The sequence below is a fragment of the Arthrobacter sp. 10T416 genome, assembly GCF_056394165.1.
In genome coordinates, this window is record NZ_JBFTHI010000001.1 from 76,964 (window position 1) to 95,389 (window position 18,426).

17 protein-coding genes are annotated in these 18,426 nt (G+C 69.8%); 5 read left to right on the plus strand and 12 right to left on the minus strand.

Going from position 1 to position 18,426, the window contains the following annotated elements; genetic code table 11:
• Positions 1–94: 94 nt before the first annotated feature.
• Genes AC1DBE_RS00320 through AC1DBE_RS00330 form a run of 3 tightly spaced genes read left to right on the plus strand, consistent with a single transcriptional unit; the run spans position 95 to position 3,225 of the window.
• Positions 95–925, plus strand: coding sequence for an ECF transporter S component (locus AC1DBE_RS00320; RefSeq protein ID WP_476877764.1), 831 nt, complete (start codon positions 95–97; stop codon positions 923–925).
• Between the two features lie 3 nt (positions 926–928).
• Positions 929–1,681, plus strand: coding sequence for an energy-coupling factor transporter transmembrane component T (locus AC1DBE_RS00325; protein WP_476903451.1), 753 nt, complete (start codon positions 929–931; stop codon positions 1,679–1,681).
• On the plus strand, positions 1,678–3,225 hold the full coding sequence (locus tag AC1DBE_RS00330; protein WP_476969275.1) for an ABC transporter ATP-binding protein: 1,548 nt from the start codon (positions 1,678–1,680) through the stop codon (positions 3,223–3,225). Before AC1DBE_RS00325 ends, AC1DBE_RS00330 begins: the two co-directional genes overlap by 4 nt.
• A gap of 76 nt (positions 3,226–3,301) precedes the next feature.
• On the opposite strand, the gene AC1DBE_RS00335 is transcribed toward AC1DBE_RS00330, so the two are convergent.
• The 9 genes from AC1DBE_RS00335 to AC1DBE_RS00375 all read right to left on the minus strand — a co-directional run bounded on the left by AC1DBE_RS00335 (position 3,302) and on the right by AC1DBE_RS00375 (position 13,495).
• The gene (locus AC1DBE_RS00335) at positions 3,302–5,467 is read right to left on the minus strand and encodes a 3-hydroxyacyl-CoA dehydrogenase NAD-binding domain-containing protein (RefSeq protein WP_476877767.1); all 2,166 of its coding nucleotides are present in this window, start codon (positions 5,465–5,467) and stop codon (positions 3,302–3,304) included.
• Positions 5,464–6,723: a thiolase family protein gene (locus tag AC1DBE_RS00340; RefSeq protein ID WP_476877768.1), complete on the minus strand. Its 1,260-nt coding sequence runs from the start codon at positions 6,721–6,723 to the stop codon at positions 5,464–5,466. The genes AC1DBE_RS00335 and AC1DBE_RS00340 overlap by 4 nt, the downstream gene beginning before the upstream one ends.
• 137 nt (positions 6,724–6,860) lie before the next feature.
• Positions 6,861–8,243, minus strand: a complete 1,383-nt coding sequence (locus AC1DBE_RS00345; RefSeq protein ID WP_476877769.1) for an HRDC domain-containing protein — start codon at positions 8,241–8,243, stop codon at positions 6,861–6,863.
• A gap of 63 nt (positions 8,244–8,306) precedes the next feature.
• Positions 8,307–8,951 carry a DUF3000 domain-containing protein gene (locus AC1DBE_RS00350; RefSeq protein WP_476877770.1) on the minus strand — a complete coding sequence of 215 codons (645 nt, stop codon included), beginning with the start codon at positions 8,949–8,951 and terminating at the stop codon, positions 8,307–8,309.
• A 70-nt stretch (positions 8,952–9,021) separates the two neighbouring features.
• Positions 9,022–10,122, minus strand: a complete 1,101-nt coding sequence (locus AC1DBE_RS00355; protein WP_476969657.1) for a threonine aldolase family protein — start codon at positions 10,120–10,122, stop codon at positions 9,022–9,024.
• 35 nt (positions 10,123–10,157) lie between these two features.
• On the minus strand, positions 10,158–10,892 hold the full coding sequence (locus AC1DBE_RS00360) for an SDR family oxidoreductase (RefSeq protein WP_476969276.1): 735 nt from the start codon (positions 10,890–10,892) through the stop codon (positions 10,158–10,160).
• Positions 10,889–12,277, minus strand: coding sequence for a DUF6421 family protein (locus tag AC1DBE_RS00365; protein WP_476969277.1), 1,389 nt, complete (start codon positions 12,275–12,277; stop codon positions 10,889–10,891). The genes AC1DBE_RS00360 and AC1DBE_RS00365 overlap by 4 nt, the downstream gene beginning before the upstream one ends.
• Before the next feature lie 190 nt (positions 12,278–12,467).
• The gene (gene msrB, locus AC1DBE_RS00370; RefSeq protein ID WP_476969278.1) at positions 12,468–12,989 is read right to left on the minus strand and encodes a peptide-methionine (R)-S-oxide reductase MsrB; all 522 of its coding nucleotides are present in this window, start codon (positions 12,987–12,989) and stop codon (positions 12,468–12,470) included.
• A 14-nt stretch (positions 12,990–13,003) separates the two neighbouring features.
• Positions 13,004–13,495, minus strand: a complete 492-nt coding sequence (locus AC1DBE_RS00375) for a hypothetical protein (RefSeq protein ID WP_476877774.1) — start codon at positions 13,493–13,495, stop codon at positions 13,004–13,006.
• A gap of 254 nt (positions 13,496–13,749) precedes the next feature.
• Here AC1DBE_RS00375 and AC1DBE_RS00380 point away from each other — a divergent pair, with 254 nt between their 5' ends.
• Positions 13,750–14,967: an alpha/beta hydrolase family protein gene (locus tag AC1DBE_RS00380; protein ID WP_476969658.1), complete on the plus strand. Its 1,218-nt coding sequence runs from the start codon at positions 13,750–13,752 to the stop codon at positions 14,965–14,967.
• On the opposite strand, the gene ybaK is transcribed toward AC1DBE_RS00380, so the two are convergent.
• The 3 genes from ybaK to AC1DBE_RS00395 form a co-directional block, all read right to left on the minus strand.
• Complete coding sequence (gene ybaK / locus AC1DBE_RS00385; RefSeq protein ID WP_476969279.1) at positions 14,964–15,461, minus strand: Cys-tRNA(Pro) deacylase; 498 nt, start codon at positions 15,459–15,461, stop codon at positions 14,964–14,966. The two genes, AC1DBE_RS00380 and ybaK, sit on opposite strands and share 4 nt — an antisense overlap.
• A gap of 9 nt (positions 15,462–15,470) precedes the next feature.
• Positions 15,471–15,941, minus strand: coding sequence for a SufE family protein (locus AC1DBE_RS00390; protein WP_476877776.1), 471 nt, complete (start codon positions 15,939–15,941; stop codon positions 15,471–15,473).
• A gap of 88 nt (positions 15,942–16,029) precedes the next feature.
• Entirely contained in the window at positions 16,030–16,947 is a 918-nt protein-coding gene (locus AC1DBE_RS00395; RefSeq protein WP_476969280.1) for a sulfurtransferase, read from the minus strand.
• Between the two features lie 213 nt (positions 16,948–17,160).
• On the opposite strand from AC1DBE_RS00395, the gene zapE reads away from it, so the two are divergent.
• Positions 17,161–18,198 (plus strand): cell division protein ZapE, encoded by a 1,038-nt coding sequence (gene zapE / locus AC1DBE_RS00400; protein WP_476969281.1) that lies wholly within the window; start codon positions 17,161–17,163, stop codon positions 18,196–18,198.
• The last annotated feature ends 228 nt before the right edge of the window (positions 18,199–18,426 follow it).

Consider the following 18,426-nt stretch of genomic DNA (forward strand, 5'->3'; position numbering starts at 1 on the left):
GTGTTCCCGGGCGGGCCCGCGGATCGCTAAGATGATAGCTGCGCCGAGGTGACATGAGGCGGACGTTGCACAACCACGCCTAAGGACCCTTCCCATGTCACAGCAGCCCCTCACCCTCCCCGCAGCCGGTTCCGGGACCGGAACGGCACCCCGCCGGCGCCGGCTGCTTGAAATCGCCGGTGCCGTGGCCATCGCCGCCACCTACGTGTTCCTGGTCCTCACGCAGCCCGCGGACATCGCGAACGGGCCCACCAGCTTCTCCGCCCTGGTAGCCCTCGGCGGGTTCCTGCTGGGCGCAGTGCTGCTCCTTGTGGCCGTGCTTCCCGTCCTGCCCACCTCCACTTTGGTCCTGATGCCGGTCGCGATCGTGCTGAACGTGGGCCTCGGCCAGTTGATGGGCAACACCGGCCTGCCGTTCTACCTGGACGCGATCGGCACCGTCCTGATCGCCGTCCTCGCGGGACCGGCAGCCGGCGCCGCCACCGGCGTGCTCGGCAGCATCGCCTGGTCCTTTTTCAACCCCACGGTGCTTCCCTTCGCCGCCGGCGCGGCCCTGATCGGCTTCCTCGCGGGCATGGCGGCCCGCGCCGGACTCTTCCGCCGCTTCTACCTCGCGCCCGTGGCCGGCTTTGTGACCGGCATCCTCGCGGGCGTTGTGTCTGCGCCGATCGCGGCCTTCGTCTTCGGGGGCACCTCAGGGCTGGGCACCGGCGCCATCGTCAGCGCCTTCCGGGCAATGGGGGACACCCTCCTGGCCGCAATCACCAAGCAGGCCCTCATTTCGGACCCGATGGACAAGGCGATCGTCTTCACCATCGCGGCGCTCCTGGCCTACGCCCTGCCCCGACGGACCACCTTCCAGTTCGCGTTTGTCCGCCGCTTCCGGGTCCTCGCCGGCAAGGCCCCCGCGACGCCCGCTGACTGAGTCATGCGCCTGCACCCGTTGACGGCGCTGACCGCGGCCGGCTGCGCGGCTGTCATCACGACGGCGGCCGGCAACTGGGCGGTGTCCGTCGCCGTGGCGCTGGCCGCCGTGCTGCTCGCGGCACGTGCCCGGGTGGCGCTACGGGTGCTCGGGAGCGCTGCGGCTATCCTGGCGCCGCTGTTCCTGTCCCTGCTCCTGCTGCACGGCTTGTTCTTCCCGGAGGGCCGGACCGTCCTGGCCCAGTGGGGGTCGGCCCGGGTAACAGCCGAGGGGCTCAGCTTTGGCCTTGAGCTGGCCGCCCGAACGGCCGCATGTGTCTTGGTCTTCCTGCTGTTCTCCTTCACGGTCCGGGTCCCTGACCTCCTGACCGCCCTGGCCGCGCGGCGCATCCCGCCGCAGGCAAGCTTCGTGATCGCCTCCACCCTGTCGCTGATCCCGGCCATGGGCCGCCGGCTCGAACGGATCCGGCAGGCCCAGGAGGCCCGGGGACTCGTGATCCGGCGCGGACTCGTGCCCCGGATTGCCGCCGCCCGGCTGCAGGCCGTGCCGCTGGTCCTGGGCCTGGTCGAGGACGCCGGTGTCAGGGCACAGGCCCTGGACGCCAGGGGCTTCGGCGGACCCGGTCCACGGACCAGCTACCGGGAACTGCCGGACCCCGCCGGGCAGCGTATCTTCCGGGCCGCCGCCCTGGCATTGGCCACGGCCGCCGTCGTCGTCCGGCTCATCACCGCCTGGCCCGCCGCGGTGCCCTCGTGAACGCGGGGCAGCCGTTGCCCGCGCAGGGGCGTGCAGGGTCGGCGCCGGTTCCCGCCGGCCCCGCGCTTGCCGCGCACATCGGCAGCTTCAGCTTCCACGGCGACGACGCCGACGCGCTGCGGGACGTGCGGCTCGACGTCCGGCCCGGCACGCTCACAGCCGTCCTGGGCGGCTCCGGCAGCGGCAAGACCACGTTGGGCAAACTGCTCGCCGGCTGGCTCCGGGCCGGCCACTCCGGGGTCCTGCGCGGCAGCTTGGCCCTTGGCGCGGAAAGCTTGCAGTTCAACGGCGGCAGCGACGATCCCCGGGTGAACCCTGCGGCCTGGTCGGCCAGGGTGGGCTACGTGCCCCAGGACGCCGCCGCGATTCTCTCCACGGTGCGCACCACGGTGGCCGAAGAACTGGCGTTCGGGCTGGAGAACCGCGGTGTGCCCCGTCCCGACATGCTCCGGCAGGTGGCCCACACTGCGCGGCAGACGGGACTGTCCGAGCTGCTGGACCGCGACCCGGCCCGGCTCTCCGGCGGCGAGCTCCGGCGCCTGGCCCTCGGCTGCGCCGTCATCGCGGGCCCGGAGGTGCTGGTACTCGACGAACCCCTCGCCTCGCTGGACGCGGCCGGGGCCGGCCAGTTCCGGACACTGCTGGACGGGCTGCTCGAGGCCGGGACCGCCGTCATCCTGCTGACCCAGGCCGCGGACGCGCTGGCCCGCAGCGCCGGGCACTGGCTGGTCCTGAACAACGGAACCATGACGGCGGAAGGCCGGCCCGCCGACGTTGCGAGGGGCACCGCCCTGCGCGATGCCGCCGTCGTAGTCGACGGCATACACGCTCCGCTGCCTCCGGATCTGGGACCCGGCACCGGAGCCCCCGTCCTGGAACTGCGGGGGATCAGCTTCCGGTACCCGGCCGGAGACGCTCCTGCCGGGCACACGGACGCCCCGGACCTGCTGTCCGGCCTGGACCTCACCGTTAGAGCCGGCGAAATCGTCGCCATTACCGGCCCCAACGGCACCGGTAAATCCACGCTCCTGCGGCACATCAACGGTCTGCTCCGGCCGCAGGCAGGCGATGTCCGCGTGCTGGGCCAATCCATTGCCGGAGTTCCCACGGGCCGGATCGCGGCATCGGCCGGATTGCTCTTCCAGCAGCCGCGGGACCAGCTCTTCGAGCGGACTGTGCTGCGGGAGGCCGGTTTCGGGCTGCGCCGTCTTGTCGGTGCCGCCGCCGCGGCGGAGCAGGCCCGTGAGGCGCTGGCCACCGTCGGGCTTGCCGATGCCGCCCAAACGCATCCTGCGGAACTGCCGTCGTCCCGGCAAAGGCTGCTGGCCCTCGCCACGGTCCTTGCCCGGAGGCCCGCCCTGATCGCCCTGGACGAACCCACGGTGGGGCTGGACCGGCACGGCCTCGACCGGCTGCACGACGCGATCACGGCGGCGGCGGCGCGGGGCGCCGGGGTCGTAATGGTCACCCACGACGCCGCCTACGCCCGGGCCAACTCCCACAGGGTCCTGGCGCTCGACTGCGGGCGCCTGCGGGAGGCCTGACAAAACGGCGCAGCCGTCCCGGCCGGAAGGACGGGACGGCTGCGCGCTGGGCGGAGGGTGATCAGGAGGCGGGTGCTCAGGAGGCGGGCTCCGAAGCCACCCCCGGTGCCAGGAACTTCTTGCCGGTGACGCGCTCGGAGGCGCCCACCCGGTCCAGGTACGGGGTGATGCCGCCGAGGAACATCGGCCAGCCTGCACCGAGGATCATACAAAGGTCGATGTCCTCCGGGCCGGCCACAACGCCCTCGGCCAGCATCAGTCCGATCTCCTCCGCGAGGGCGTCCTGCGTGCGGCGCAGCACCTCGTCGGCGGTCGACGGCGAGTCGCCGAACGTCATCAGGGCCAGGGTTTCGGCCGGAATGACGGGCTTGCCGGCCTTCACCGACGCCGGATCCCAGATCGAGGTGATGCCGTTCTCGATCAGCGCCTGCAGGTTCCGCGAGACCGTAAATCGGTCCCCGAACGCGGCGTGCAGGGACTCCTGCACGTGCTGCGCCACCGGCAGGCCCACCATGGCGCCGAGGGTGAAGGGTGTCATCGGCAGGCCCATCGGCCGCAGGGCGTTGTCCGCCACCTCGGCCGGGGTGCCCTCGTCAAAGGCCGCGGTCACTTCGCCCATCAGCCGCAGCAGGAGCCGGTTGACCACAAAGGCGGCCGCGTCCTTGACCAGCACGGCGGACTTCTTCAGGCCTTTGGCGAGCTCGAACGCGGTGGCCAGGACGGCGTCGTCGGTCTTCGGCGCCCGGACGATTTCCAGCAGCGGCATCACAGCCACCGGGTTGAAGAAGTGGAATCCCACCAGGCGCTCCGGGTACTGCAGATCCTCGGCCATGGCCGTGACGGAGAGTGACGAGGTGTTGGTGGCCAGGATGCATTCCGGCGAGACGATCGCCTCGACCTCCTTGAACACCTGCTTCTTGACGTTGAGCTCCTCGAACACCGCCTCGATCACAAAGTCGGCGTCGGCGAAGGCCTCCTTGGACACCGAGCCGCTGACCAGGGCCTTGGTCCGGTTGGCGGCGTCCGCGCTGATCCGCTTCTTCGCCAGCAGCTTATCCACCTCGGCGTGGACGTAGCCCACGCCCTTGTCCACCCGGGCCTGGTCGATGTCCGTCATCACCACGGGGACCTTGAGCTGGCGGGCGAAGAGCAGGGCGAGCTGGCTGGCCATCAGCCCTGCGCCGACGACGCCGATCTTCGTCACCGGGCGTGCGAGCTTGCGGTCCGGGGCGCCGGCCGGGCGCTTGGAGCGGCGCTGCACGAGGTCCAGGAAGGCGTAGACGGTGGAGCGGAATTCGTCCGTCTGCATCAGGTCCGCCAGGGTCTCGCATTCGAGTTCCGCGGATTCGGACTGGGTCAGGGTGCGGTTGGCTTCCAGCACGTCCAGCACCTTGGCCGGGGCGGGAGAGGCGTTGGAGGTCTTGGCCTCCACGAAGGCGCGGCCGGCGGCAACGGACGCCGCCCAGCGTTCGGCGACCTCCGGGGCGGCGGGATCGACGGCGTTGGCCCTCTCGGGGCTCACGGCACCGGCAATGACCTGCGCGGCCCAGGCAACGGACTGCTCCACGAAGTCGGCGGGTTCGAAGATGGCGTCGGCCACGCCGAGCTCGTAGGCCTGCGGGCCGGTGAGGGTGCGGTTGTTGCTCAGCGGGTTCTCGATCATCACCTTTACGGCGTTCTCCGGCCCGATCAGCCGCGGCAGGATGTAGACGCCGCCCCAGCCCGGGATCAGCCCGATGAACGCTTCCGGCAGGGCCAGCGCGCCGGCCCCGGTGGAGACCGTGCGGTAGGTGGACTGCAGGGCAATTTCCAGCCCGCCGCCCAGTGCCAGGCCGTTGATGACCGCGAAGCTGGGCACACCGAGGTTGGCCAGGGTAGCGTAGACGTCGTGGCCGAGCTGGGCCATCCAGAGGCCCTGCTCCCGGCCGCTGACGGACTTGACCGTGGACAGGTCCGCCCCGGCCACCAGGAAGTACGGCTTGCCGGTGACCCCGACGCCAACGATCTCGCCGCGTGCCGCACGGTCCCGCAGCCCCTCGAGTACGGTGCCGAGTTCGATCAGGGTGTTCGGGCCCAGGGTGGTGGGTTTGGAGTGGTCCAGGCCGTTGTCCAGGGTCACCAGGGCAAACGTGCCGGGGCTCGTGCCGTTGACGGCGGGGAGCTGGATGTCCTGGACGTAGGAGTGCGTCACGGTTTCCTGCGGGAACAGCTCGGCAAGTTTGTGGAAATCGGCGGCGCTCATGCTGCGGCTCCAGTCTGGGTGGTGTAGTCGGCGTGGTGCGGGTTTTCCCAAATGACGGTCGCCCCCATGCCGAGGCCGATGCACATGGTGGTCATGCCGAAGCGGACGCTGTGGTCTTCCTCGAACTGCCGGGCGAGCTGGTTCATCAGCCGGACGCCGGAGGAGGCCAGCGGGTGTCCCACGGCGATCGCGCCGCCGTAGCGGTTGACGCGGGGGTCGTCGTCGGCGATGCCGAAGTGGTCCAGGAAGCTGAGCACCTGGACGGCGAAGGCCTCGTTGATCTCGAACAGGCCGATGTCCTCGATGCCCAGTCCGGCGTTTTTGAGGGCCTTCTCGGTGGCCGGGACCGGGCCGATGCCCATGACTTCGGGTTCGACGCCGGCGAAGGCGTAGCTGACCAGGCGCATCTTCACCGGCAGGCCAAGTTCCTCTGCGGCATCGGCGGAGGCCAGGAGCGCGGCGGTGGCGCCGTCGTTGAGGCCGGCGGCGTTCCCGGCGGTGACCCGGCCGTGCGCGCGGAACGGGGTGCGCAGCGCGGCGAGGTCCTCCACTGAGGTGCCCGGGCGCGGCGGCTCATCCACGGTGTTCACGGCCCAGCCCTGGCCCGGCTTCATGGTGGCGACGGGCACCAGGTCCGGCTGGATCTGTTCCTTGGCGTAGGCGGCGGCCAGCTTGTCCTGGGAGGCCACGGCGTAGGCGTCCGTGCGGTCCTTGGTGATGGCGGGGAACCGGTCGTGCAGGTTCTCCGCGGTGTTTCCCATGTTCAGGGCGGCGGGGTCCACGATCCGCTCGGACATAAAGCGCGGGTTCGGGTCCGCGCCCGCGCCCATCGGGTGGTTGCCCATGTGTTCGACGCCGCCGGCAATGACGACGTCGTACGCCCCAAAACCGATGCCGCTGGCCGTGGTGGTCACGGCGGTCATGGCGCCGGCACACATCCGGTCGATCGCGAAGCCGGGAACGGTCCGGGGGAGCCCGGCGAGCAGGGCCGCGGTGCGGCCGATGGTCAGGCCCTGGTCACCGGTCTGGGTGGTGGCGGCGATGGCTACCTCATCGATGCGCTCGGGCGGCAGTGACGGGTTGCGGCGCATAAGTTCGCGGATGCATTTGACCACAAGGTCATCGGCGCGGGTGCCGGCGTAAATGCCCTTCTCGCCGGCGCGGCCGAAGGGGGTGCGGACGCCGTCGACAAACACGACGTCGCGGACGGCACGGGGGCTTCCGGTGCCCTGCTTTGCGCTGCTGGCTTGGCTCACGTATTACTCCTCATTGAGACATGGGTGCCGGAATCCAGGCCGCTGCCGGTGACGGCGCGGCACAGGATGATCCTGGCGGCATCCCTAGCTATGTTACTCATCAGTAACATAGCTGGCAAGGAGTAGTGGCCGGCCGGTCAGGAACCGGCGCCCGGAGCCTCAGCCGGGGCTGCTTTGGGTTCCTTGGGCGGCACCGGCTGGGGGTTCAGGAACGCCTCGGTGATCAGCGGCGTGGCCAGCTGGATCTGCCAGAGCCGGGCGCCCAGGTTCTGGAGCTCTTCGGCGATGCCTTCCTCGCTGATTTCCGCCGGCGGACGCCACGCCACGCGGCGCAGGTAATCCGGGGTCAGCAGGTTTTCCACCGGCAGGTTCAGTTCCTCGGCCAGGGCCTGCAGTTTGGGCCGGGCCGTGGCCAGGCGTGCCGCGGCCTCCGGGTCCCGGTCCGCCCAGACGCGCGGCGGCGGGGGAGCGTTCGTGGGCAGGTGCAGCGGCGGCAGCTCCTCCAGGGTGCGGGCGGTGCTGATGCAGCGCAGCCAGCGCGGGGCCTCGCGCTGGGCCGCGCGGCCGTGGAAGCCTTTGGTGCCGAGCAGCTGCGGGACCGTGCTGGGCATGGCCTTGGCCGCGGCCACCAGGGAGGAATCGGGGATGAGCCGGCCCGGGGCGACGTCGCGCTTCTGGGCTAGGGAGTCACGCTCCAGCCAGAGTTCGCGGACCGCGGCGAGCTGCCGGCGGTCACGGATCTGGTGCAGTCCGGAGGTCTTGCGCCACGGGTCCACCCGCGGAGGAGCCTGGCCGGCCTCAAGGATCGCGGCGAATTCCTGTTCCGCGTAGTCCAGTTTGCCGTCGGCGGTGAGGAGCTCGATCAGCTCCTCGCGCAGTTCCGTGAGGACCTCGACGTCGAGGGCCGCGTAGCGCAGCCAGGGCTCCGGCAACGGCCGGGTCGACCAGTCGGCGGCCGAATGTTCCTTGGCCAGGCCGAAGCCGAGGAGCTGTTCGATGACCGCGGCGAGGCCCACGCGCGGCAGGCCGGCCAGGCGTGCGGCGAGCTCGGTGTCGAAGAGTTTGTCCGGCCACATCCCGAGTTCGGACAGGCAGGGGAGGTCCTGGCTGGCCGCGTGCAGGATCCATTCGACCCCGCGCAGCGCGTCGTTGATGATGCTGAGGTCGCCGAAGGGCTCGGGGTCGATCAGCCAGGTGCCGGCGCCTTCGCGCCGGATCTGGACGAGGAAGGCGCGCTGGCCGTAGCGGAATCCGGAGGCCCGCTCCGCGTCCACCCCGGCGGGGCCGTGCCCTGCGGCGAGGGCCGCGGCGCAGCGTTCCAGTCCTGACCGGGTCTCGATGACAAGGGGCACGCCGTCACGGGGGGCGTCGAGGTCGATGACCTCGGGGACCAGGCTGTCGAAGCCTTCCACCGTGATGTGGGCCGGGGTTTCCGCGGCCTCCGATGCGCCGGCGGCCGTGGCGGCCGCTGCAGTGGTGGACGGGCCCGCGGTGGTGGTTTCCGGATTATGAGGGGTCATGATGACCCCAGTTTACCGACATCGCGGGCGTTAGCGGCCGAAGCGGCGTCGGTCCGGGTCCGGTCATGACAGCCGCGGACGCCTGCGGGGCAGTGCGGAGACCCCTTCGGGCAGGGGCGGCAGGCCTGCGAACGTGCACACCATGTCCGACCACGCCTCCAGGTGGGCCGTGATGTCCTTGCCCTCGGGGGTCCAGGATGCTCGCAGTTCTATGTCGATGGTGTCGGGCCTTCCGGCGAGGGTGCCGAAGCTTTCCGAGAGCACCCGGGTGGCCGTCCCGCCGGCCGAACGGTACGGCGCGCGGTGGGTTTCCAGCGCCTCCACGAGCCAGGTCCAGGCCACGGAGCCGAGCATTTCGTCGTTGCCCATGTCCGGTTCCAGCTGGGCGCGGATGTAGGTCACGATGCGGAACTGACCGTCCCAGACTGCGGAGCCGTCAGGATCGTGCAGGAGGATAAAGCGGCCGGTGGCGAGTTCGACGTCGTCGCTGCCGGACGCCGGCGCCAGCGCAGCAGCGGCGGGGCCATGGACCGCCCCGGAGGCACCGTCGCCGGGGACCACAACCTCCGCGCCCAGCGCGACAGCGTACGGTGCGAGCCGGGCCGGTGCCGGGATCTCGTCCAGGCGCAGCTCGCTCCGGCACCGTGCTGATCGAAGGGTCCCCAGGGCGAAGAGGAAATCCGCCGGAACCTGGTCGAGTGCGTTCACAGTGAAAGGTTATGCACGGGCGTGGTCCCGGTCCGGCAGGCTCGCCGCCCGCCGGAACCGGGGTCCGATCCTAGCTGTCCGCGAGCTCGCGTTTGACCGCGGCGATGAAGGAATCAACGTCGTCCTCGGTGGTGTCGAAGGAACACATCCAGCGGACTTCGCGGTTCGCTTCGTTCCAGTCGTAGAAGCGGAACGACTTCCGCAGCCGGTCGGCAACGCCGGCGGGCAGTACGGCGAAGACACCGTTGGATTCGGTGCGCTGGCTCAGTTCGACGCCCGGGATGGACTCGACGCCGGCGCGCAGCCGGGTTGCCATCGCGTTGGCGTGCGAGGCCGAACGCAGCCAGAGATCGCCCTCGAGCAGGGCGATGAACTGTGCGGACATAAACCGCATCTTGGAGGCCAGCTGCATGTTCATTTTGCGCAGGAACAACAAGCCGTGGGCAGCCTCCGGGTTCAACGCAATGACCACCTCGCCGAACAACAGCCCGTTCTTCGTGCCGCCGAAGGAAAGGATGTCCACGCCGGCGTCGCGGGTGAAGGCGCGCAGCGGGACACCGAGGTGGGCCGCGGCGTTGGCCAGGCGGGCACCGTCCATGTGCAGTTTCATGCCCTTGGAGTGGACGTGTTCGGCGATGGCGCGAACCTCGTCCGGGGTGTAGCAGGTGCCGAGCTCCGTGGTCTGCGTGATCGAGACGGCCAGCGGCTGGGCACGGTGTTCGTCGCCCCAGCCCCAGGCTTCCTGGTCGATCAGGGCCGGGGTGAGTTTGCCGTCCGGCGTCGGGACCTGGAGCAGCTTCATGCCGCCGATCCGCTCCGGGGCGCCGTTCTCGTCCATGTTGATGTGGGCGGTGGAAGCGCAGATGACCGCGCCCCAGCGGGGGAGCAGGGACTGGAGCGAGAGGACATTCGCGCCGGTGCCGTTGAAGACGGGGAAGCATTCGATGCCCTCGCCGAAGTGCTGCTCCATCAGTTGCTGCAGCCGGGCGGTGTAGTCGTCCTCGCCGTAGGAGACCTGATGGCCCTCATTGGCGGCCGCCAGGGCCGCGAGGACCTCGGGGTGCACACCGGAGTAGTTGTCCGAGGCGAAGCCCCGGACCGACGGATCGTGGAGCCGCGCCGCGGCGCTGGCAGGGGCAGTGTCTGTGGTGGTTTCGACCGTGGTGGTCATCTCGTTGCTCACACTTTCAGTTTAGGGGTGCCGGCTTACCGGGCCAGCGGCAGGCGCCGGCCGTTCAGTTCAGCGGCGGGGGTGCGGAAGAGGTCGACGGCGGCGGCGGCCAGCTCTTCGACGTCGGTGAAGCCGGGGAACGTGCGCTCGGGCGACGCGGCGCGCATGGCGGCGTCGACCAGGGCCTTGACCACAAAGACCACGGCAGCGCTGTGCTGCTCCACCGGGTCTTCCTTGAGCCCCGACTGGGCGCGCCGGAAACCGTCGGCCACGGCGAGGGTCCACGCCTCGGCGGCGGCTTTGGCGGCGGCGTAGCTGGCGCCGCCCGCCGTCGGCGCGGCCACGGCAGTGGACGAGACGATGGCGAGGCGGCCGTTAGCCGACGCGGCGAGGTTGTCATAGAACGCGCGGCTGACGTTGCGCAGGGTGGTGACGGCGTTGCGTTCCAGGAAGTCCCAGTCCTCATCGCTCTGGTCCGCGATGCCCTTCGCGCCGCGCCATCCGCCCACCAGGAGGATCACGCCGTCAATGCCCCCGGTCGGTCCGGTGAGGTCGGCCTGGAGCTGCCGGACGGCGGCCGGATCAGCGAGGTCGCAGGTCAGCGGCACGACGCCGTCGCCCGCTTCGGCTGCCGCCGCCTGGATGCGGCCGGCATCGGAACCGACCGTGAAGACCGTGTGGCCGGTAGCCCGGAGGGCGCGGGCGACGGCGATCCCGGACGGACCGCTGCCGCCGGCCACAAGGATGTTCAGGGGCGTTTCACCGCTCATTCGGCGGCCGTGTCCGGGCGGTTGCCGGTGGACCCGGTGATGCCGGCGGTCGATTCGATGACGGTCCGCATCTTCTTCTCCAGCGCCTCGTAGAACATGGAGAGCGGGAATTCGTCGTCGAGCACCTGGTCGGTCAGGCCGCGCGGCGGCCCGTCCAGCGGCAGGGCACCAGGCCCCTTGGCCCAGACGGATGCCGGGTTGGGGGTCACCGTGCCGGAGATGAGCTCATAGGCGGCCAGCCAGTGGGCCATCTTGGGGCGGTCGATCGAGCGCCAGTACAGTTCCTCGATCTTTGCGCCGAGTTCCACCACGACGTCGGCGGCTTCGTCCCAGTCGATGCTGAGCTTGCTGTCGGTCCAGTGCAGCACGTGGTGCTGGTGCATCCATGCGAAGAGCAGCTGCCCGCCGAGGCCGTCGTAGTTGCGGACCCGGCTGCCGGTGATGGCGAAGCGGAAGATGCGGTCGAAGATAACGGCGTACTGGACCAGCTTGGCGTGCCGGCGTGCCTCCGGATCAGCGTCCTCGTCCTTTTCGATCCTGACGGACTCGCGGAAGGCGGTGAGGTCGCAGCGCAGTTCCTCCAGCGAGTACAGGAAGAACGGCATACGCTGCTTGATCATAAAGGGGTCGAACGGCAGGTCGCCGCGCATGTGGGTGCGGTCGTGGATGAGGTCCCACATGACGAAGGTTTCCTGGGTCAGTTCCTGGTCCTCGAGCAGGGCGGCGGCGTCATCCGGAAGCTGCAGGGAGGTGATGTCCGCGGCGGCGGCCAGGACCCGGCGGAAGCGGGCGGCCTCGCGGTCGGCGAAGATCGCGCCCCACGTGAAGGTGGGGGTCTCGCGGACGGCGACCGTCTCGGGGAAGAGGACGGCGGAGTTAGTGTCGTAGCCCGGGGTGAAGTCGAGGAAGCGGATCGGGACAAAGAGTTTGTTGGAGTACTCGCCCGCCTCCAGGCCGGCGATGAACTCCGGCCAGATGACCTCGATGAGGACGGCCTCGACCAGGCGGTTGTTGCTGCCGTTCTGGGTGTACATCGGGAAGACCACGAGGTGCTGCAGGCCGTTGACGCGCTGCTGCTGCGGCTGGAACGCCTGGAGGGAGTCCAGGAAGTCCGGGACGCCGAAGCCGCCGTCGGCCCAGCGACCGAAGTCGACGGCGAGCAGCTCGAGGTAGCTGGCGTCATGCGGGAAGGCCGGTGCGAGGGCCGCGATGGCCGTGGTGATGGCGGTGACGTGGGCGGCGGCCGCCTCGTGGTCGGCGGCGTCGGGAACGGAACCGTCCTTCACCTGCAGGGCCTGGAGGGCGGTGGCGGCGGCCTTGAGGCGCTGCCACTCCGGGGATGCGGCGGTGATCGGGGCAGGTGCGGTGAGGGCGGTCGTGGTCATCGTCGGTCGCCTTTCTGGTTGCTGGGAACGTCTACGGCGAGCGTAGCAAGCAAACAGAACCTCTAACCCAAAAAGCAGCTGAGCATAAGAAACTCTGGGGCATCCGGACTGCGCCGGGCCGCCCAGCTCCAGCCCGGCGAGGGCTGGCCCCGGCTGGAGCTGGTCTGGCGTCGATGTGGCGGAGAAAGGCTCAGGCGTCGGTGCCGGCGGCGGGTGCGTCCTCCGCCGCCACCAGCTTCAGCGAGACCGAGTTAATGCAGTAGCGCTGGTCCGTGGGCGTGCCGTAGCCCTCACCCTCAAACACGTGGCCAAGGTGCGAGTCACACGCCGCGCACCGGACCTCGATCCGTTCCATCCCCAGGGTGCGGTCGTGGATATAGCGGACGGTGCCATCAGCCAGCGGCGCCCAGAAGGAGGGCCAACCGCAGTGGGAATCGAATTTTTCCCGGCTGGTAAAGAGTTCCGCGCCGCACGCCCGGCACTGGTAAACACCCTCGGTGTGCGTGTCCCAGTACTCCCCGGTGTACGGCCGCTCGGTCCCGGCCTGGCGCAGCACCCGGTATTCGTCCGGGGTGAGTTCCTCGCGCCACTGCTGATCGGTCTTTTCAACCGGGGACTGGCCTGCCGCAGCCGAATGGCCGGCCGCCGCGTCGGTGCCGGTTGCGGGGGAGGCGACGGGAGCGACTTTGGGTTTGTTGCTAAAGATACTCATGCCCTCATCAACGCTCAGGAGTCCCCGATAAATCCCGAGCCTGCATACAGGTGCAGCACCGGCAGGCCGAGCTTGTCCTGCGCCTCGTTGGCCCAGTCGGTGTGGAACGTGTCCGCGACCGCGTGCGGACGGGTAATCACCACGGCCTGCCCGGCATTCAGTTCCTTGACCTTGGCAACGAGGCCGTCCACGGCCCGGCCTTCCACGATCTCGCCACTCACGCCGCCGCCGATTCCGCCGAGGGCCGCCAGCGAGGTGGCAAGTGTTTCCGCCGCGGCGGTCCGTTCCACGCCGGGGTCGGGCTGCTTGGCGGTCAGCTGCCGGAAGGCCTTGGCGATTTCCAGCATGGAGAGGTTCTCCAGGAAATCCACCAGCAGATGGCGTTCGGTGTTGGCCGGTACCAGCACCACCAGCGGCGCATCGCCGTCGGCCACGAGGGTCTCGATGTTGACGCGGTCGTCCGCGCCGAGGGGCTCTTCTGTCAGGATGACGATGGGATCGCTCATGCCCCCAGCCTAGTCCCGCCCTCACCGGGCCGCACGGATTCGCCGACGGTGCGCCGGATGCCGTGCTTGGCCGGGAGTTCGGTAAGAATGGTTCCATGGCCTCCACCCAGCGCCTCGTCCCGCCAGCCCCCCGCACGCCCACCGCCCGGGCAACGTCCCGTGCGCTTCCGGTGCCCGCCCGCCGCGGCGCCGCGCCGGACCTGGGACTGCCCGAGACGCGGATCTCCGGTAACGCGAAGTGGGCCGTGGGCGGCATGATCGGCGGCGGAGCGGCAGCGGGCCTCCTGGCCGCCGGTTCCTCGGCGCTGGCCCTCTACTTTGCCCGCAGGGTCATCACTCCGGTCCGGGTCCGCGAGGAAGACCAGGAAGTGCTGGCCGTCATCCGCGAAGGCCGCGGGCTGCAGGTCATCCTCAAGGCCACCCCGGATTCCACAGTGGAAGGGGTGTACGGCTTCTTCTTCGACGGCGGGCGCGGCCACGCACGGCTCGGACGGATCCTCTCGTATTCACCCGCCGAGCAAACGGTCCTGCGGGAGGTCGAGGCGGTCTACAGCGGCGACCTGACCAGGGCGCGGCGCGGTTACTGGAGCGGGGCCGTCCAGCCCGATCCCGGCTCCATCGGGCTGCCCGCCACCGAAGTGCAGATCGAGGTCGACGGCGGCCTGGCCCCGGCGTGGCTGATCCCGGCCGCCCCCTCGGCCGATGCGCCGCCGTCGGAAGTCTGGGCGATTATGGTGCACGGCCGCGGCGCCACGCGCCAAGAGGGCCTCCGGGCCGTGCGCGTTGCCCGGGAGCTGGGGCTGTCCAGCCTGCTGATTTCCTACCGTAACGACGGGCTGGCACCCTCGGCCGAGGACGGCCGTTACGGCCTGGGGTCCACGGAGTGGCGCGATGTGGAGTCCGCCATCAGCTATGCGCTGGAGCACGGCGCGCGGGAGGTGGTGCTTTTTGGCTGGTCCATGGGCGGTGCCATCTGCCTGCAGACTGCGGACCTTTCCCGCCACCACCACCTGATCCGGGCCATGGTCCTGGATGCGCCGGTTATTAACTGGGTGAACGTGCTGGCCCACCACGCCGAGCTGAACCGGATCCCGTCCGCCGTCGGCCGCTACGGGCAGCTGATGATGAGCCATCCATTGGGGCGCCGGCTGACCGGGCTGGCCGCGCCGGTGGACCTGAAGGCGATGGACTGGGTCTCCCGCGCGGTGGAGCTCCGGACGCCAACCCTGATCCTGCATTCCGTGGATGACGAATACGTCCCCTACGGCCCGTCGGCCGCCCTCGCCGAAAAGAACCCCGAGATGGTGACATTCGAGGCCTTCGACACCGCGCGGCACACCAAGGAGTGGAACGTTGACCCGGAGCGCTGGGAGTCGCTGGTCAGCGCCTGGCTGCGGCAGCAGCTTGCTCCCCGGCCGAACCCGGGCAGGCCCGATCCCATGACTGCCCCGGACGCCACACCCGCGGGCTAGCTTCGCGGCGTGCCGATCCTGGCCGTGGCCGCCCCAGTCAGCCGGATGAGGTCGGACGGGCTCAGCTCCAGGTCCAGGCCGCGGCGGCCGCCCGAGACAAGCATGGTCTCCAGGTCCAGGGCGCTCTCGTCCACCACGGTGGGGGAGGGCTGCCGCTGGCCCAGGGGAGAGATGCCGCCCAGCACGTAGCCGGTGCGGCGCTCGGCCGTTGCCGGGTCCGCCATGACGGCCTTCTTGCCGCCCAGSGCSGCGGCYATCGCCTTCAGGTCCAGGTTGCCGCTAACCGGTACGACGCCGACAGCGAGTCGCCCGTCGACGTCGACCATCAGGGTCTTGAACACCCGGGAGGTTTCGATCCCCAGCACCTCGGCCGCTTCGAGGCCGTAGCTGGCGGCGGCGGGGTCATGGCTGTAGGGGTGCGCGGTAAAGGGAACCCCGGCCGCCGCGAGAGCCGCGGTGGCCGGGGTTCCCTGGGCCGCATGTTTGCGTGCCACCGGACTGGTTCAGCCCTGCTGCGGCAGTGCCGCGACCTTGCGTTTGATCCGGCCCAGCATTGCCGTCATGCCGCGCATGCGCAGGGGGGTAATAGCCCGCGTCAGGCCCAGCAGTTCGGGCATGTCGTCGGGGACCGCCAGGATCTCGGCCGGACTGAGCCCGTCCAGGCCCTCGTGCAGGACACCGGCGAAGCCGCGGGTTGTCGGTGCCTCGGGCGGGGCTTTGAAGAACAACCGGACGCGCTCCGGACCGGAGCCCGCACCGCCGTCGTCCGCTGGTTCGGTCTCAATGGTCAGGAACAACGGTGACTGGCACTCCACCACCTGTTCCATCAGTTCCGGGTGGTCCTGGAGCCGGGCGGGGGGATCCGGCAGCTCGCGCGAGAACTCGAGGAGCAGCTGGAGCCGCTCGGCCTCCTCGAGGGCCTGGAAGTCGTCCACAATGTCCGCCAGCGCGGCGGGAAGAGCTGAAGTATTCATCATTCCCAGCTTACGCACGGCCCGCTGGTTTTGGCGTGGCGGCTTTTGGCGGCCACCCCGGCGTCCAAGCTCCTTGCGTCCATCCCGGCTACCGTCCGGCCGGGATGGTGCCGCGGTCGGTGCCCTTCGCGATCGGGACACGCACGGCGTTGCCCCATTCGGTCCAGGAGCCGTCGTAGTTGCGGACGGTGTCGAAGCCCAGGAGGTACTTGAGGGCGAACCAGGTGTGGCTGGAACGTTCGCCGATCCGGCAGTACGCCACAACGTCGTCGCCTTCCTTCAGGCCGGCTTCCTCGAGGTAGAGGGCTTCCAGTTCGGGGCGGCTGCGGTAGGTGCCGTCCTCGGCGGCGGCGCGGGCCCACGGAATGGAGGCTGCAGTGGGGATGTGGCCCCCGCGCAGGGCGCCCTCTTCCGGGTAGGCGGGCATGTGGGTGCGCTGGCCGGTGTATTCCTCGGCGGAGCGGACGTCGATCAGCGGCTTGCCGAAGTGCGCCAGGACGTCTTCCTTGAAGGCCCGGATGGGGGCGTCGTTGCGCTCCACCACGGGGTAGTCGCCCGGAGCCGGCACCGTCTTGCCCGTGGTGACAGGGCGGCCTTCGGCGATCCATTTGTCGCGGCCGCCGTCGAGCAGCCGGACGTCCTCGTGGCCGAACAGAGTGAAGACCCAGAGGGCGTAGGCAGCCCACCAGTTGGACTTGTCGCCGTAGATCACTACGGTGCTGTCCCGGGAGATGCCCTTGGCGGCGGCAAGGGCCGCGAAAGCCGCGCCGTCGACATAGTCACGGGTGACCTCGTCGTTCAGGTCGGTGTGCCAGTCGATCTTGACCGCGCCGGGGATGTGGCCGGTCTCGTACAGCAGGACGTCCTCGTCGGACTCGACCACCACCAGCTTGCCGCCGTCGAGCGCGCCGCCTTTCATGGCCGCCGCGAGCCACCCGGTGGACACAAGGCGTTCGGGGTGGGCGTAGGCGGTGAATTTCTCGTTCTGCTCAACGGGGTAGGGCATGAAGTTGGCCTTTCACTGGGCGTCGGGGAGGCCTGGCGTGAGGTGCTGCGCGGCGCCGGGCCTTTACCCACACTAACCACGCCCCGGCGGGATTGCTTCCCCGGCTACATACTCTGAAATATGGGCTTGCTCACTCCCGTTCGTCGCCCGGAAGGGAAATCCGCCTTTGCCGGTATCCTTTCTGGGGACACGAGACCAGCAGAACGGACCACCTTGGTACAGATCGAACAGCTCGCCGCCAGAACACCGGCGGTTTCCGTGGATGAACTCCTGAACGGGTTTTATCCGTCGCCGCGCTTCGGTGAGGTTTCCTTCGCCAGCTACCGGCCGGATCCCGCGCAGCCCAGCCAGGCCCAGGCCGTCCACGCCCTGCAGAACTTCGCCGCCGACGTCGGCTCCGGGGACGGCGACGGCCTGTTCAAGCGGCTGTTCGGCAAAAAGGACACGTCCCGGGCAGGCATCTACCTGGACGGCGGCTTCGGTGTGGGCAAGACCCACCTGCTCGCGTCGCTGTGGCACGCGGCTCCGGGGCCCAAGGCCTTCGGGACGTTCGTGGAGTACACCAACCTGGTGGGGGCACTGTCCTTCCGCAAGACCGTGGAGGCGCTGAGCCACTACAAACTGGTCTGCATTGACGAATTCGAGCTCGACGATCCGGGCGACACGGTCCTGATGTCCCGGCTGATGCGCGAGCTGGCCGACGCCGGCGTCAAGCTCGCGGCAACGTCCAACACCCTGCCGGGCTCGCTCGGCGACGGCCGGTTTGCCGCCGTCGACTTCGCCCGCGAGATCCAGGTCCTGGCGGACCAGTTCGACGTCGTCCGCATCGACGGCGAGGACTTCCGCCACCGCGGCCTGCCTAAGGCGCCCGCGCCGCTGCGCAACGACGAACTGGCGCACCACATGAAGGCGGAGTTCGACGGCCAGACCGTGGCCAAGGACGAATTCAGCACCCTGATCAACCACCTCGCCGGCGTGCACCCGAGCCGGTACCGGCAGCTGATCGACGGGATCGACGGCGTCGTGTGGCGCAACGTCGAGACGATCACCGAGCAGGCCGTGGCGCTGCGCTTTGTGGTCCTCGCGGACCGGCTGTACGACAAGGACGTGCCGATCCTGGCCAGCGGTGTGCCGTTCGACCAGCTCTTCACCGAGGAGATGATGACCGGCGGGTACATGAAGAAGTACTTCCGTGCCGTGTCCCGGCTGACCGCCCTGGCCCGCGAAGGACAGAACCACGAACCGTCGTAGGTGGTTGGCGGTGGCAGCAGGTAGCTGGTAGCTGGTAGCTGCGGGCGTGCGGCCGTTGGCAGCAGTGCCGCGAACGCCGCGGGGGAGCGCCGGCGAACGCCGCGGGTGACCGCCGCGGGTGATTGCATCGGGTGCCGGCGGTTTCAGGGCACGGTGGGGAAGCCCGCCGCATTAGTCCCCGCCCGGTGATCGTACGCGACCCCACGCGTCCATCTCGGCCTTTAAACG